Below are 14,333 nucleotides of genomic sequence, written 5' to 3'. Positions count from 1 at the left end.
CCTCAGATCGTTGCCACGCGGCCGGCGTAGCGCTGGGTCCAGCCGGTTCCGGTGTCGGCGGTGATGATCACGTCGTAGTAGCCGTTCTGGGTGGGCCACTCGACGACGGTCGACTTGCCGCCGGCTACCCGATAGGTCTGGTTGCCGCCGAGATAGTCGTTGGCCGTGACGGAGTAGCGCACCGGCTGCGTGCCGTCGTTGCGCAACGTGATCTTGACCGTCACGGCGGAGCCGGTCACGAGGTCGACGTCGACGCGCGGGATCCCGATGTTGTTCTGTCCGGCGGGCACGACCTGGCCGGCGAAGGAGCGGACGAAGCCGTCGTGGCCGTAGACCGAGAAGGCGTACTTTCCGTCGGTCTGCGTGACGTCCCAGGTGTAGCTCTTCGTGGCGCCCTGGCCGACCGTCAAGGCGGTGTTGGCGAACGCCTGGTACTTGTCCGGGAAGACCTGCATGCTCAGCGTCTTGCCCGACGCGCCGCCATGCATGGACAGGTCCGCGCGGACGGTGCCCTTGACGCGGTCCTCGACGAGCACGCCGTGGCCGTGGAAGGGCAGCGGCCGGGGCTTGAGCTGCCCCGCGGGGTACGTCGGCACGCTGGACGTGCTGAGCGTCAGCGGCGCGACGACCGGGCGGGTGAAGTCGATCGCGCTGGTGAGGTCGCCGCTGATACCGCGGCGCCATCCGCTGATCGTGCCGCTCATCGCCGGCGTGCCGCGGTACGCCGTCCACGTCTCGAGGAAGCGGATGAGGGAGGTGTGGTCGAAGACCTCCGAGCTGACCCAGCCGCCACGCGTCCACGGCGACACGAGAATCATCGGCACGCGAGGGCCGTAGCCGAACGGGGTGCTGCCGGACCACTCAGCCGGCTCGCCCGGTTCGGGGCGCGGCGGCAGGACGTGGTCGAACGCGCCGTCGTTCTCGTCGTAAGTGATGATCAGCAGCGTCGACTTCCAGAGCTCCTGGTTGGCCTGGAGGGTGTCGATCACCTTCTTGACAAATCGGCCGCCGTCGGCCGGACCGGCCGCCGGATGCTCGGACCAGCCGTAGGGCGCGACGATGTACGACACGTCCGGCAACGGGTGCTGCGCATCCGGCTGGCACGCGGCGATGAAGTCCTTCAGCACGCCGACAAGGTTCGTGTCGGTGTTGTTGTTCGGGGTACCGGTCGAGGCGTACGGGAACGAGTTGGCGCGCCACACCAGGCCGGTGCCGGGAGCGGTTTTGACAGGGTCGTTGAGGTTCGTGCTCGACGGGGTGAACGCGGCGAAGCCGCGGATCGGGTTGTCGGCGTAGTCGCCGACCCAGCTGCCACCGTTGTTGGTGTTGTCGACATAGATCCGCCAACTGACGTCGGCCGCCTGGAGGACCTCCGGGTAGGTCTGCCAAGCGCGGTTGCCGGAAGACTCGCCACCGTTGCCCACCACACCGTTCGAGGTCCCGGTCCAGAGGTACAACCGATTCGGGGTGGTCGGACCATGCAGCGAGCAGAAGTTCATGTCGCAGACCGTGAACTCCTGCGCCAGCGTCGCATGGACCGGCACCTCACTCAGGTAGTAGTAGTGCATGCAGTTGCCGCCCTTGTCCGGCACCCAGGTGTTCCAGCGGCCGCCGTTCGCGCCGTAGAAGTTGTGGTCGAACCCGTAGTTGCTGGCGGAGTGGAACGGCGTAACCACACTGGAGCCGTTCGGCTGCTGGAAAACGGTCGTCCCGTTCTGGAAGCGCAGTATCTGCTTGTCGTTGTGACCGCGCACGCCCGGCAGCTGACCGAAGTACTGGTCAAACGAGCGGTTCTCCTGCATGAGGATCACGACATGCTTCAGATCGGCCATCGTCCCGGTGAAGCCCGCGGGCAGCACATAGCTGGCCGGCGGCAACGAACCAGGTGACTTCGCCGGCGCCGCCGCGGCCGAACCAGCGCCACCAACCGCAGCACCGCCTACCGCCACGGCCCCGGCGGCGACGCCAAGGCCCTGGAGCACCCGCCGGCGCGTCGGCCTCAACTCACTGTGCCCGGAGGAGGTTCGATCCTCGCCATCCCCGGCGGTACCGACATAGCCGGCATCCTCTGTGGACATTCCAGTACACCCTTCCCACACGACTGAAAATCCGACGCAGTCCACCGTTTGAAGGTGAACGGACGGGCTACCGGGAGTTCACGGTGGACTGTCTCTCGACCAAGATCGGGTCGACCACCGCGTGTCGATTCGCCAGATGTCAGTAAGCTTGAGCGCACTCAGCGACCGGGCACCCGAGCGATCGCCGACACAATCGGATCATCTTCCGCGCCGAGGAGGCACGCCTCGCGCACGAACGAGGTCGCGCGGTCGCGCAACGCCCCGGCCGGATCCGGCTCGAAGGGGGGCCGCTGCGACGCGCGTTCCGCCACCCCGCCGGGGACCACGATCCCGGCCATCTCAAGTTCACGGTACGTCCGGGCGACCGTGCCGACGGCAAGCCCGAGGTCGGCCGCGAGCTGGCGCAAGGGTGGGAGGCGGTCACCCGGGGCCAGCACACCGAAGCGGACCAGCTCGATCAGTTGGCGGCGCAGTTGCTCGTACGGTGGCGTGGGATCGTCGGCGACCACCATCAACGCCGGACGATCGGTCACGGCGTCCGCACCCGCGGGTCGGCCCGGTCCATCGAGGTGAGTACCGCGGCTACACACCAGCTCGCCATGGCAAGCGCCGCAGGAACCAATTCGAGCAGCCCCCAGCCCGTAACCGTCCGCCACGTCGGCGCGCAGGAGATGCCGAGCAGGCCATCGGCCGCGGTCAGGCTGACACCGGCGAGAGGGAGGGCGATGAGGGTGCCGACGCCACCGGCGACGTTGCGGGCCGCGCGCCTGCGCAGCGTGTCATCGCCGGCCAGTGCGCTGGTACTACCGGATCGCGGTCGCCGGACGATGGTGTACACGGCGACGTACGCCATCAGCAGGCCAACCACTCCACCCGGGACGGTCCACGGTCCGGCCTGGACGGTCGCAGCGTCCACAGTGGACGGCCGCAGCTGACGCAGCGTCTGAACGCCGTGGAACAGACCGGTCTCCGTTCGGGCCCGGATGTCGGTTCGGCGGGCGCAGCAGCTCAGCCCCGACACCGCCGATGATGGCCCGCGCCACCGACGAAGAGCTACGCGCCTGCAAGGTCGGGTTCCGCGCGAAAGACCTCGCCAACGTCGCCAGCTACCTCACCGAGGTCGGCTACATCTGAGCCGACTGGCGCAGCCGTCCACCGGCTGAGGTGATTGCCGACCTGCTCGGCGTCAAGGGTGTCGGCCCCTACACCGCGTACCTGACGGCGAACCTCGTCTACCGCAGCGGCGGCACACCTCACGTCGACACGTACGTCGTCGACGTCATCGGCCGGCTGGCTTGGTTCGTGATCCGCCATGCCAGAATCCCAGCATGGACCCGATCGAGGTGGATGAAGCGGAGTCGGGCAGGTACAGCCTGTGGCTCGAGGCGGGAACTACCGATGTCGACGACGTGATCTCGGACCTTGGACACACGCCGAACGGCTACTTCTGGGAAGGCATTGTTGAGCTGCTTGTGGTGTCTGAGGCGCCGGCGCTGAAGGGTCGTTTCGAGAGTGATCCCGAAGGCGGAGCCTTTTGCGCCTACAGCGACGACCGTGCTGCCCTGGACGATCTAGCCGCTCTGCTCAGCAGCGTAGCTACGGATGAGATGCACCTACGGCGCCTTGTTGAGCTGGCGGCTTCCATCGGTTTCGTGTTCGACGATTGATTGTCTGCTGCCAGCGAAGTTGGTCCGAAGAGGGCGCGTTGACCTGGGTGGATCAGATGAGATGTCGACGCCGAGGTTGGTGGTGAGGTGGTCGTGGATCTGCTGGATGGTGACGCGAGGTTGGTGCGTGCGCGGCTGGGTGAGCGTTGCGTCGATGACGGCTTGGTGCTGGTCGAGGCGGGATCCGCGGCTGGGTAGCGATTTTCGGAGCGGCGGAGCCGCTGCGGTGAGTGTCTGGATGGTTCGGCCGCGGACGCCGTGCCGTTCGGCGAGGGAACCGTGTTGACGGGGCGGGGTTGTTGACGGCATCACGGCGGATGGCGGCGAACAAGCGATGCGGGCTCGGCGCCGGCGGACCGACTCGGCTGGTGCCCGTGGCGCAGGGTTCGGTAGGTGGCTGCTGCGGTGTTCAGCGAGGGCTTTGGCCAGGTCGGTGGGGTGTCGGCCGGCGAGGGCGGCCAGGAGCTTCGTGCGGAGATCGATGCGTTCGGGTTCGGGATCGCGACGATCGACAGTCACGGCCACATCGGCGATCGGGCAGGGCGCTCGGGTCGCCACCGGCCACGCTCGTCGTCGACCACGACTGTTGAGGCAGCCTGATCCGCGCAACGGCGGTGAGGGTGGCAAGCGGCTCTGACGAAGGCGGGACGTGCCTGGGACGATGTCGTCGAAGGCGGTCGTGGAGGCCGAATCCGGCTACCTCCCACCGACAAGTCGGGCGGGCATGGACAGGGAGACCACGGAGCCGGGGCAAGACGGGTCCGGCGCTACCCAGCGCCGGCGGTCTACAGCTCCCAGCGGGTGGCTCGCCACAGCCCGCCGGCCACGCACACAGCGGCTAGCAGCAGCGTCACCACGGTTGCCCAGGTGTCGTCGGTGCGCCACTCGGTGAGCTGCAGCTGCTTGGGCAGTGCGACGAACGCTGCGGGTCCGATGTTGCGGATGCCCGGGATCAGGTTGGCGAACGGTACCGCCACGAAGATCGTGCCGAGCGCGACCGCGATCGTGGCCACCTGTCCGCGCAGGATCATGGCGGCCAGGAAGGTGACCGCGACGGCGAACACCGCGCCCAGACTGGAGATCAGGATGCCGGTGGCGGTCGCGCGCACGTCCGGCGCGCCGAGGAGGAGTGTCGTTTCGTAGGCCGCCGCGGCCCCGCCAGCAGCGCTGGCTACCGCGGCCGCGGCCGCGATCGTCACCAGTCGGGGGACCAGCAGTCTGATCCGACCTGGCACCTGGGTCAGGTAGAGCGTGGCGAGCGGCGGGTTGGCCCGCACCGAGAAGGCAAGGCCGGCGATGACGACGGTGACGAGTGTGCCGAGCGTGGTGATGTTGCCGAAGTAGGCGCCCATCCCGTCGGACGGCTGCGGCCTGGTCACCGTAACTTGAATGTTGCCGGTGCCGGTGGCGCCGCTCAGCAGTTGCCCAAGGTACCGGGTGAGCAGTGGCTCGCCGAAGCCGAGCAGCAGGAAGATCGCGGCCAGGGCGATCCACCGCCCGGTCCGCAACAGCCTCAGCCGCTCCAGCCGCCACAGGTTCACGACCGCACCTCCACCAGGTTCAGAAAGACCGTCTCCAGGTCGGCGCCGACCGGGTTGAACGCGATAAGTTCCGCACCGCTCGCACTGATCTCGGCCGGCAGCAGCGTTTCGCCGGCGTGCACGGTCGTGGTATCCACGCGCAGGCCCTGCTCGTGCCGCCGCACCGCGGCCACCCAGTCAAGGCGGCCGAGGCGGTCGGCGAGCCGGTCGGCGCCGGTGCGCAGGTGCAGCTGCCAACTCGGTAGGGTGTGCCGGTCCAGGAGTTCGTCGACCGGGCCCTGGTAGATGAGCCGGCCCTCGCGCAGGACGCCGACCGTGTCGGCGACACGCTGGACATCGGCGAGGATGTGGCTGGAGAGGACCACCGCGTGGTCGCGTCCGAGTGCGGTGATGAGATCCAGGACCTCGGAGCGGCCCTGCGGGTCCAGGGCGCTGGTCGGCTCGTCCAGCAGCAGCACCTGAGCGCCGGAGGCGAGCACCACGGCGAGGCCGAGCCGCTGCGCCATGCCTCTGGAGAAGCCGCCAACCCGCCGATCCCGTGCCGCGGTCAGGCCGACGAGTGCGAGGGCGTGATCGGTGCCGGTCGTCCCGCCGGGGCTCGGCCGCCGGAACAGTTCGACGGTCTCCGCCGCCGTCAGCCACGGCTCGAAGGCCGGCGTATCGGGGCACAGCACCACCCGGGCCGTGGTGGATATCTGGCCGGAGCCGGGGCGGCGCAACCCCGCGAGCAGGGACAGCAGTGTCGTCTTGCCCGCACCGTTGGGGCCGACGAGTCCGTACACCCCGCGGGCCGGTACGTCCAGATCCACAGCGTGCAGGCCGACGTTGCCGCGAAAGAGCTTCGTCAGGGCATGGGTTCGCACGGCAGCGGGTTGCGCCGTGACCGGCCGTGGGCGGTCCACGGCCGGCGCGTCGGGGGTAGCGGTGGGCAGCGGCTCGGTAGTCGTCGTCCGTTCGGCGCGTCCGATGATCAGGTACAGCACGCCGCCGAGCGGGATTTGCGCCAGGATGATCAGCGCCCAGGCGGCCTTGGGCAGATACCTGGTCGGGCGGCGGATCAGTTGTGCGAAGCAGACGATGACGAACGCCAGCAGCAGCGCGGCGATCGGGAGCCAGGCGGCGGGGTTACGCACTCAAATCGCCTCCGGGGGCAGCACGAACAGGCCGGCGACCTTGCCGTCGGGGCTGAAGCTGACCCGGCCTGCCTGCTCACCCACCTCGAACTGCAGCGGTATGTCGACGACGGTGTAGTCGCCGACCTGGTGGGCGAGCGGCTCGCCCATGTGTTGTTCGTATCGCCCATAGCGGCCGGCGAGCGCGGCCCAGGTGGCGGCGACGGAGGCCGCGTCGGGCAGCGCCTCGGTGACCTTGGCATCGAAGTTGCGGCGCGCCTCCTCCCAGTTGCCCTCGGCGAGGTTGACGAAGAGGGCGACCGCGGCCTCGGCTGCACCGGGCAGCAGTGCCGCGTTCATCGGGGTGCCGGTGCGGGGGTCGATCGGCCGGCCGAAGCGCTGGAACGCGGCCTGCCGCGTCGTGCCGAGCACGTCGCCGATCTCCGACCAGGTGTGGCCGGCCCCACGCGCGGCATCCACCGCACCGCGCAGCCGGCTCTCGGCCTCGCGCACGGCGTCGAGGGCTTGCTGGAGCGCCCGCAACGGCGACATGACATCCACGTCGTCAAGCTTCGCTTTACGCTGCGCTCGCGTCAATGAGACCTTTACGACATCCCCGTTCGCCCGTTGTCGCCGGGCCGCGCTACGACAGGTCGCCCCGCAGTATCGCCGACGACGACCGGGTCCTACCTGGGATTCCAGAATCCGACCGCACACCTCACACGCCGCCACCTCGTCGACGTTCGCCATGATCACCTACCTTTTCGTGCGAACCTTAGCACGAAAAGGAACGCGCAGCGCACGTAATCACGGCTTCCCCGGTTGACGCGTGCTGCGCATCGCCGAGGCTCCGATGCCCTTCTGACCAGCCTTACCGCGGCCGGCTGCCGCCATCGCCCGCGCATGGGTTGCGCTGCGAATCTCGCCTGTGTCAAACCCAGTTGCCGGATTGATCACGCGAACGCGTGGGTCGTTGGCGAAACGCTTCGCGACCTCGTTTGCCGGACGTCGTGATCCCGCTCGACGGAGCCGTACGCAGACGACGCGTCCTGCACCGCCTGATCCACGAGCACTGCACAGGCTGAAATTGCCAACTCGTCCGGTTTTGGTAGCACCACAATTGCAAGCTCGGCACTGCTGGACGCGCGATCGCGGCCGACTGCGAGGGAGGGCCCGCCCGGCTACTCGGGCTCGCGGGGCGAAGAGACCTTGCCGTGCTCTTCGAGCTCGCGCCGGGCCGGCGGCGCGGGGGCCTTCTCAATCGGGAAGAAGAAGCCCTTCACCGTGGGGGCGAGCGCGCCGATCCGGTTCATCTTCTTCGGGACCACCCAGCCCGAGTACTCCAGACGGCGCTCCTCCTTGGCGCGCCGGCCGTCGCCGGCCGCCGGGAGCGGCTGGTGGACCTCGACGAAGCGGCCGTCGGGCAGACGGCGGATGATGCCGGTCTCGAGGCCGTGCACCAGCACCTCGCGGTCGTGCTGCTGCAGGCCCAGCGCGATCCGGTACGACAGGTAGTAGGCCAGCGGCGGCAGGATCACGATGCCGATGCGACCCGCCCAGATCATCGCGTTGAGGCTGATGTGGAACTTGTCCGCCAGCACGTCGTTGCCGCCGGAGATCAGCAGGATCGCGTAGAACGTGATCGCCATCGCGCCGAGTCCGGTGCGGGAAGGGTTGTCCCGCGGGCGCTGCAGCAGGTTGTGGATGGCCCTGTCCTTCGAGAAGCGCCGCTCGATGAACGGATAGAGCATCGGCAATATGGCGAGGAGGCTGGGCAGCACAACAGTGGGCCAGAAGATCGGCGGGACGGTGTAGCCGTTGCCGAACAGGTGGAACCGGATCTCCCACGCCGGGAAGAGACGGGCCGCGCCGTCGAGGAACATGACGTACCAGTCGGGCTGGCTCGCCGCCGAGACCACCGCGGCCTTGTACGGCCCGTACAGCCAGATCGGGTTGATCTGCACGAGGCCGGCCAGCGCGGCGATCATGGCGAACACGAACATGAAGAAGCCGCCGGACTTGACCGCGAAGTTCGGGAACATCCGCACGCCGACCACGTTCTCGTTGGTGCGGCCGAAGCCGGGCCACTGGGTGTGCTTCTGCTTCACCAGCAGGCCCATATGGACACTGATGAGCGCGAGCAGCGCGGCCGGCACCAGCAGGACGTGCACGATGTACAGCCGGGGAAGGATGATCTCACCCGGGAACTCGCCCCCGAACAGCGAGGTGGTCACCCAGGTGCCGACGATCGGGATCGACAGCGCGATGGCGCTCGCGATGCGCAGGCCGGTGCCGGACAGCGCGTCGTCGGGCAGCGAGTAGCCGGCGAAGCCCTCCAGGAAGGCCATCCAGAACAGCAGGATGCCAACGATCCAGTTGGCCTCGCGCGGATTGCGGAACGCGCCGGTGAAGAAGATCCGGAACATGTGCACCACGATCGCGGCCACGAACAGCAGCGCCGCCCAGTGGTGCATCTGCCGCACGAACAGGCCACCGCGGATGTCGAACGAAAGTTGCAGCGTCGTGTTGTACGCCTGCGACATCTCCACCCCGCGCAGCGGAGGATAGCTGCCGTTGTAGGCCGTCTCGCGCATGGACGGGTCGAAGAACAGCGCGAGGAAGGTGCCGCTGAGCAGCAGCACGACGAACGAGTAGAGCGCGATCTCGCCCAGCAGGAACGACCAGTGGTCCGGGAAGACCTTGTTGAACAGGCGACGCAACGGCGTCGCCGCCTGAAACCGCTCGTCGACCGCCCTCGCCGAGTTGGCCGGCAGGGCCCGCAGATCGGTCTTGCGTCGTCTCATGGCCGCTCCCAGAATGCAGGTCGCGCCGCATAGGCCAGCACCGACTCGGCCAGCACGCCCAGGTGCCGGTCGAACTCCGGATGATCGCCCCCAGCTCGTAGACGTCGGCGAGCGCCCGCTTGGCGTCCGCCTCCCCTCGGAGGCGTTCCTCGACCAACGTGCCGCCGTCGGGAATCAAGCACGCGCCGCCCGATGCACGGCCAGCAGCCCGACCAGGTCGTTGAACAGGTCCTCCTTGCGTGCCCCCGGTGCGGAGCTGACGCGCGCGAACAGGATCTCCACGACGTCGCGCCGCAGCGTACCCTGCTTGCCGATGGCCTGGCTGACATCGTTCGGCGAGGCGAACCGGTCGCACGGAAGGTCCTGCAAGGTCCGCATCACCTTCTCGTCGGCGCCGTGCTGACGGGCCTGTTCGACGAGGCTCTGCATGCTCCTCGGACCGCTGCACCTCGATCGGGTTGGCAGCCATGTCCTGCCGCTACCCACTGCCACGACGTCCAAGCCCGGGCCGCGCCGCGGAATTACGTCACCCCCGGAGGCGACCCGATGCGGTACCGCGTCGGCGGCCTTGAACGTCAGGCCGCTGCCCGGCGATCAGCGCGGCCTGCATGTCGCGTCCGGAGTGCCCGAAAATGTCGCTGTCCACCACGCTCAGCTTTGATCTGGGCGTCTTCCAGGAGTTTCTCGACCCGGCTGCGTTCCGCGACGGACGGTCCAGCTCCGCCAGCCGCAGACTTCAGGATCCGGTTCGCCCGCCGCAGCTCACGAACCTCCCGCTCCAACTCGGCGATCCACGCCGCGTCCGACGACGCCGTCCCCGACCGGACTCCATCAGCCTCAGCCTGCTTCACCCACGTACGTACGCAACGCCTCCGGATGCACGCCGAGCTGCCCCGCAATCCGCCGAATCGCCCCGATGCTCGACGCCGGGTCCCGCCTCGCCTCACCCGCCAACCGCGTGGCCCGCTCCCGCAACTCGTCCGGGTACTTCCGTGGTGCCGCCAAGACAGTGAATCTTCCGGGTGTTCGATGTCTCCATCAAACCCGGGGCGAGACAGACACCCCCCGACGCCGCCAGCCTGCTACCGGGCTCCCTGGTGACTACCCGGACGGGACTTGCACCCGCTGGCGGTGACAAGCTCACGAACACACACGAATCAGACCGTCAGGCCCAGCGCCCTCCACTCCATTCGTGCGCGCCCTCCGGCCCTTGGCAGACTAAGGACCATGCCTGCTTATGAAGACCGCGCGGAGGGTGACGCCTCACTGAGTGGTGAGCCCTTCCAACTCACGCCGATCAGAAAGGTCGACGTGTTCCGCAGCATCCTCAGCCAGCTCGAAGCTCTCGCCAACCAGCATTCGGCTGGCGAGAAGATCGGCTCAGAGCGAGAGCTGGCGGAACGGCTGTCCGTGAGTCGAGTCTCCATACGCGAGGCACTGCGCGCGCTCGAGGGCATGGGGAAGGTGAGGATCCAGCCCAACCGGGGCGTTTTCGTCGCCGAGCATCCGCGGTATGTCGTCGAAGTCGCGCATCCCACCGGCCACATGGACGAGAACTACGTCCGACAACTCGCGCAGGTGCGCTCGGCCATCGAATGCGAAGTCGTCCGAGCGGTCGCACACCGAGCCGATCCCGACCTGGATGCCGCCGATGCAGCGCTACGCGAACCGCCTACCGGCAGCAGCAGGGCGTCCGGCGTGAACCTGGACGTGCGATTTGAAGTCGCTCTCGGCCGCGAGACCGGAAATCCTGTGCTCATCGAGTTCCAGCGCGTGATACACGAACTGTGGTTGCAGGCTTGGATCCAGCGTGGTGGCGGCGTCGGTCCACGAGACCGGTTCCATGACGAACATCTCCGGATCCTTGAAGCTCTTCGCGCACGCGACGCGGAGGGCGCCGTACGGCTCATGGCGCTGCACATCGATCCGTATCACCAGAAGTCCTCGTGAGAGGGCAGCCATTCTCCCTTCTGTGACACAAGCTGCTTCGCAACGAACCTGAACGAAGACCCAGCCGGGTCGGCTAAGCCGAGGCCGACCCGGCTGGGCTGACGGTCGCTATTTGGTGTCGATCACATAGAGGTAGCCGTCCTCCGCGGTCACCAGCAACTCACTGCGGTTGTCGCCGTCGATGTCAGCGGCGGCGACGTCGCCGAGCCGTGCCCCGATCGTCAGGCTCCACTTGATTCGGTTTCTGGCATGGGCGGTGGTGTCGATCGCGTATACCGTCCCGTCCTGGGTGCCGACGACGTACTCGATGTGGCCGTCGCCATCAATGTCGACGGCGATCACGTTCGGCGCCAACCCTGAGCCGGGAATCGTGAAACTCCATTTAATCTCCCCGGTGGCCGCGTTCCGGCAGGTGAGTACTCCCAGGTCCGACAGGGTCGCGAGTTCTACCGTGCCGTCGGCGTCGACGTCAACGACGGCGGAGCGGCGGGCGAAGAGTCCGATCGAATACAGTCCGGTGTCCTCCCGCCACAACGTGGTGCCGTTACCTTCGGCGTCAATTTTGATGACGTCGAGATTGTTGTATCCCGCGGTCATGAGCACCTCAGCGCGGCCGTCGCCGTCCACGTCAGCGATCACTGGTGTGTGATATGCCCCTACATGCCCTTCCAGGATCTTCATGCCGGCCATGTCGGTGCCGTCGATGTTGTAGATGAGGTCACCGGCCAGGAAGAGAGTGTTGTCAATGCCGTTGCCGTTGAGGTCACCGACAGCCGGGGCGCCAGTCCACGGCCCGAACTGCTGCCCCACGTGTCCAGGCCCGTCGTCGCGCGAGGCCAGGAGGGCGCCAGAGCGACCGTTCAGTATCCGGCTGACCTCGGTGTTGTAGCCGGCACGGTTCGCACCGACGTAGATATCCAGGCCTTGCTTTCCGGTGAAGCGGCCGAAGGTCCACAGGTAGGGGCCATTGGGGCCGTTGAATGTCGGCGCGGGGAGATCCTCGAACACGTGGTGCCACACCTCGCGGCCCGTCGCATCGAGTACTCGCATACGAGCGTGTGAGTCGACGGTATCGACGAAGACGAGTTCACTGCGCCCGTCTCCGTCGAGGTCGAACGCGGGCACCGACTCGAGCTGGGCCGGCTGGTGGTACACGTACTCGCCCTGGCCAGGCTGCTGCCAGCGCCGGACCAACTTACCCTTGGAATAGTCGAACACCCGGACCGCCCCGAAGCCCGGCACGATGATCGCATTTCGCTTGCGGCCGTCGAGGTCGGCGGCGGTCGCAATGCCAGCCAACCCGGCAAGCGTGGTCTGCCCGATGAGCGTCCCGTCGGGCTTCTCAAGCCGCAAATAGCCGTCAAGGGTCTGATACAGCACCTCTGCGGTGCCGTCGCCGTCGAGGTCGGTCACCCGGTGGAGCACACCGCCGTCGTACGGACGTGACCAGGTTTGGGTCACCGCGCCACCGGAAACCGTGTAGCCATGGAGAGAGTTGCCCGAGATGACCACGAATGAGGCGAGTGGGTCGCATCGGAGCGCCTCGTGGCGGTTGGTCCGGGAAGCCGGGCTCAGCGTGCTCGGATAGTCCGACACGGGGTCGGTCACGAGTACCGATCCGGGTAGCGACCAGACCCGGTGGTAGGTCCCGTCCGCCCCGACTGCGTAGAGTTCGAGCGTGGCCTGGGTACCAGGCGTCTGGGTCGTCTCGACGCTGACCAGCAGTTCCGCCTTTCCGTCGCCGTCGAAGTCCTGGATGGCGCGCAGATAGCGGTCGGCGAGGTCAAGCTTGGGAGAATCGATGCCGCCGACGGCGTCAGCGACCAGCACGTGCCATCGGTTGTCACCAGTGTCGTTGAACAGGCCGCATACGATCTCGATGCGGCCGTCGCCGTCAACGTCGGCAACACTATTCACGGTCGACCGAAGAGCCTTGTGATTCTCCGTGTACTCGATGAACTTGTCCCACAACAGCGACAGACCCGACGATGAATTCTGTATGACTGCCGCGTGCAGAGTCACGCCATCCGCGAGGTCAACCACTTCCAATCCCGGACCCCCGCCGAGATTGACCAGTTGAATGTGCCCGTAGTTTCTTCCGTCGATGTTCGGTCCGGTTTCCCATTGAACCCTTCCGTTCCAGCCCCCGTCGCTGCCGTCGAGCAATGCCCCGGTAGCGCCGGCGAAAGTGCTGATCTCGGCATAACCGGCAATGAGAACCTCGTTGCGACCGTCGGCGTTGACGTCGCCCACAAGGACTTCCGGCGCGTAGGCCGGCTGTGCATAGGCCTGACTCGTTTGCCATATCTGGCGGCCGGACTTCACGCCACCATCGAAGGCGAACGCGTAGCCAAACGCACTGTGGTATGGCCAAACCACCATTTGAAGTCCTGCCACGGAGTTGTCCAACTTCGCGATCTGCATCGAGGGGAGGAAGATTTGGCCACTCCCATCCGGCTCAGCAAAGTCGTGTTGCCACTGAATACTTCCGTCGTTCGCCGACAGCGCGTAGATCTTGGTTCCGCCGATGACCACGACCTGACGGGATCCGTCCCCGGCTAGATCGAAGACACCGAAGATATCGGCTGGGCTTAGCCCGTTCGCGACCCATCGATCGGCCAGGCGGGCATCCTTCGCGACGACCTGGCCACCGGAGATGAAGAGCAGGTCCCGCTTGCCGTCGTCGTTGAGATCCACGGCCTTCACCCAGGCCGTGGTGCCACCCAAGTAGGTGCGCGCCACGATCTTCGGCTTCTTGATCTTTCCCGGCATCGGCTGATAGCAGGTGTTGCGGGTATCCATGCCGAAGCGCGCCCACTGACCGGCCAACGTATTGCACGGTGGACGGGCTTCGGGAGCCGGCGAAGCCGCCGCCGACGGCTGACGGAAAAGACTCGGAATAGCAATCGAGGCGGCGCCCGCCGCTCCCGCTGCCAACAGACGTCGACGGCTCAGACCACTCATGGGAACGCTCCTCCAAGATTTGATGGCCTAGGACATACGTGGCTTCGGTCGCCGAAGGCGCCGAACTCGCCGTCCTGGGCGAGGTCTCCCTGGCTCTGGTGGACCAACGTCGCACGCGGCCAGTGGACTGTCAATAGACAAGTCATAGGTCCTAGGTTTACTCTTGGGCTGTCCCCTCGGCGATCCAAACCGCAGTCGCACATGCCTTCCAACGTCG

The 14,333-nt window shown here is 67.0% G+C and carries 12 protein-coding genes; 3 read left to right on the top strand and 9 right to left on the bottom strand.

What is annotated here, in order from left to right:
* Positions 1-2 precede the first annotated feature (2 nt).
* The 3 genes from ACQPY0_RS18365 to ACQPY0_RS18355 all read right to left on the bottom strand — a co-directional run bounded on the left by ACQPY0_RS18365 (position 3) and on the right by ACQPY0_RS18355 (position 2,931).
* The gene (locus tag ACQPY0_RS18365; protein ID WP_432990374.1) at positions 3-1,832 is read right to left on the bottom strand and encodes an alkaline phosphatase family protein; all 1,830 of its coding nucleotides are present in this window, start codon (positions 1,830-1,832) and stop codon (positions 3-5) included.
* A gap of 404 nt (positions 1,833-2,236) precedes the next feature.
* Positions 2,237-2,590, bottom strand: coding sequence for a GntR family transcriptional regulator (locus tag ACQPY0_RS18360; RefSeq protein ID WP_432995293.1), 354 nt, complete (start codon positions 2,588-2,590; stop codon positions 2,237-2,239).
* A 17-nt stretch (positions 2,591-2,607) separates the two neighbouring features.
* Positions 2,608-2,931 (bottom strand): hypothetical protein, encoded by a 324-nt coding sequence (locus ACQPY0_RS18355; protein WP_432990372.1) that lies wholly within the window; start codon positions 2,929-2,931, stop codon positions 2,608-2,610.
* 475 nt (positions 2,932-3,406) lie between these two features.
* Between ACQPY0_RS18355 and ACQPY0_RS18350 the strand changes: the two genes are divergently transcribed.
* Together ACQPY0_RS18350 and ACQPY0_RS18345 are read left to right on the top strand one after the other, a co-directional pair.
* The gene (locus ACQPY0_RS18350) at positions 3,407-3,745 is read left to right on the top strand and encodes an Imm51 family immunity protein (protein WP_432990370.1); all 339 of its coding nucleotides are present in this window, start codon (positions 3,407-3,409) and stop codon (positions 3,743-3,745) included.
* 393 nt (positions 3,746-4,138) lie between these two features.
* Positions 4,139-4,345, top strand: coding sequence for a hypothetical protein (locus ACQPY0_RS18345; RefSeq protein WP_432990368.1), 207 nt, complete (start codon positions 4,139-4,141; stop codon positions 4,343-4,345).
* Between the two features lie 185 nt (positions 4,346-4,530).
* On the opposite strand, the gene ACQPY0_RS18340 is transcribed toward ACQPY0_RS18345, so the two are convergent.
* From ACQPY0_RS18340 to ACQPY0_RS18320, 5 genes are all read right to left on the bottom strand, one after another.
* Positions 4,531-5,286, bottom strand: coding sequence for a hypothetical protein (locus tag ACQPY0_RS18340; protein ID WP_432990366.1), 756 nt, complete (start codon positions 5,284-5,286; stop codon positions 4,531-4,533).
* Positions 5,283-6,419: an ATP-binding cassette domain-containing protein gene (locus tag ACQPY0_RS18335; protein ID WP_432990364.1), complete on the bottom strand. Its 1,137-nt coding sequence runs from the start codon at positions 6,417-6,419 to the stop codon at positions 5,283-5,285. The genes ACQPY0_RS18340 and ACQPY0_RS18335 overlap by 4 nt, the downstream gene beginning before the upstream one ends.
* Positions 6,420-6,950, bottom strand: a complete 531-nt coding sequence (locus ACQPY0_RS18330) for a DUF3887 domain-containing protein (protein ID WP_432990362.1) — start codon at positions 6,948-6,950, stop codon at positions 6,420-6,422. It lies immediately after the preceding gene.
* Positions 6,951-7,579: 629 nt separating this feature from the next.
* The gene (gene qcrB, locus ACQPY0_RS18325) at positions 7,580-9,202 is read right to left on the bottom strand and encodes a cytochrome bc1 complex cytochrome b subunit (RefSeq protein WP_432990360.1); all 1,623 of its coding nucleotides are present in this window, start codon (positions 9,200-9,202) and stop codon (positions 7,580-7,582) included.
* Between the two features lie 174 nt (positions 9,203-9,376).
* Positions 9,377-9,631 (bottom strand): DUF2795 domain-containing protein, encoded by a 255-nt coding sequence (locus ACQPY0_RS18320; RefSeq protein WP_432990358.1) that lies wholly within the window; start codon positions 9,629-9,631, stop codon positions 9,377-9,379.
* Positions 9,632-10,429: 798 nt separating this feature from the next.
* Here ACQPY0_RS18320 and ACQPY0_RS18315 point away from each other — a divergent pair.
* Positions 10,430-11,152, top strand: coding sequence for a FadR/GntR family transcriptional regulator (locus ACQPY0_RS18315; protein WP_432990356.1), 723 nt, complete (start codon positions 10,430-10,432; stop codon positions 11,150-11,152).
* Positions 11,153-11,260: 108 nt separating this feature from the next.
* Here ACQPY0_RS18315 and ACQPY0_RS18310 read toward each other — a convergent pair whose 3' ends face one another.
* On the bottom strand, positions 11,261-14,116 hold the full coding sequence (locus tag ACQPY0_RS18310; protein WP_432990354.1) for an FG-GAP-like repeat-containing protein: 2,856 nt from the start codon (positions 14,114-14,116) through the stop codon (positions 11,261-11,263).
* Positions 14,117-14,333: the final 217 nt, after the last annotated feature.

Source organism: Dactylosporangium sp. CA-233914 (assembly GCF_050942935.1).
GTDB lineage: Bacteria > Actinomycetota > Actinomycetes > Mycobacteriales > Micromonosporaceae > Dactylosporangium.
Note: the sequence above shows the minus strand (reverse complement) of the source record. Positions and strands in the feature narration are given on the sequence as shown.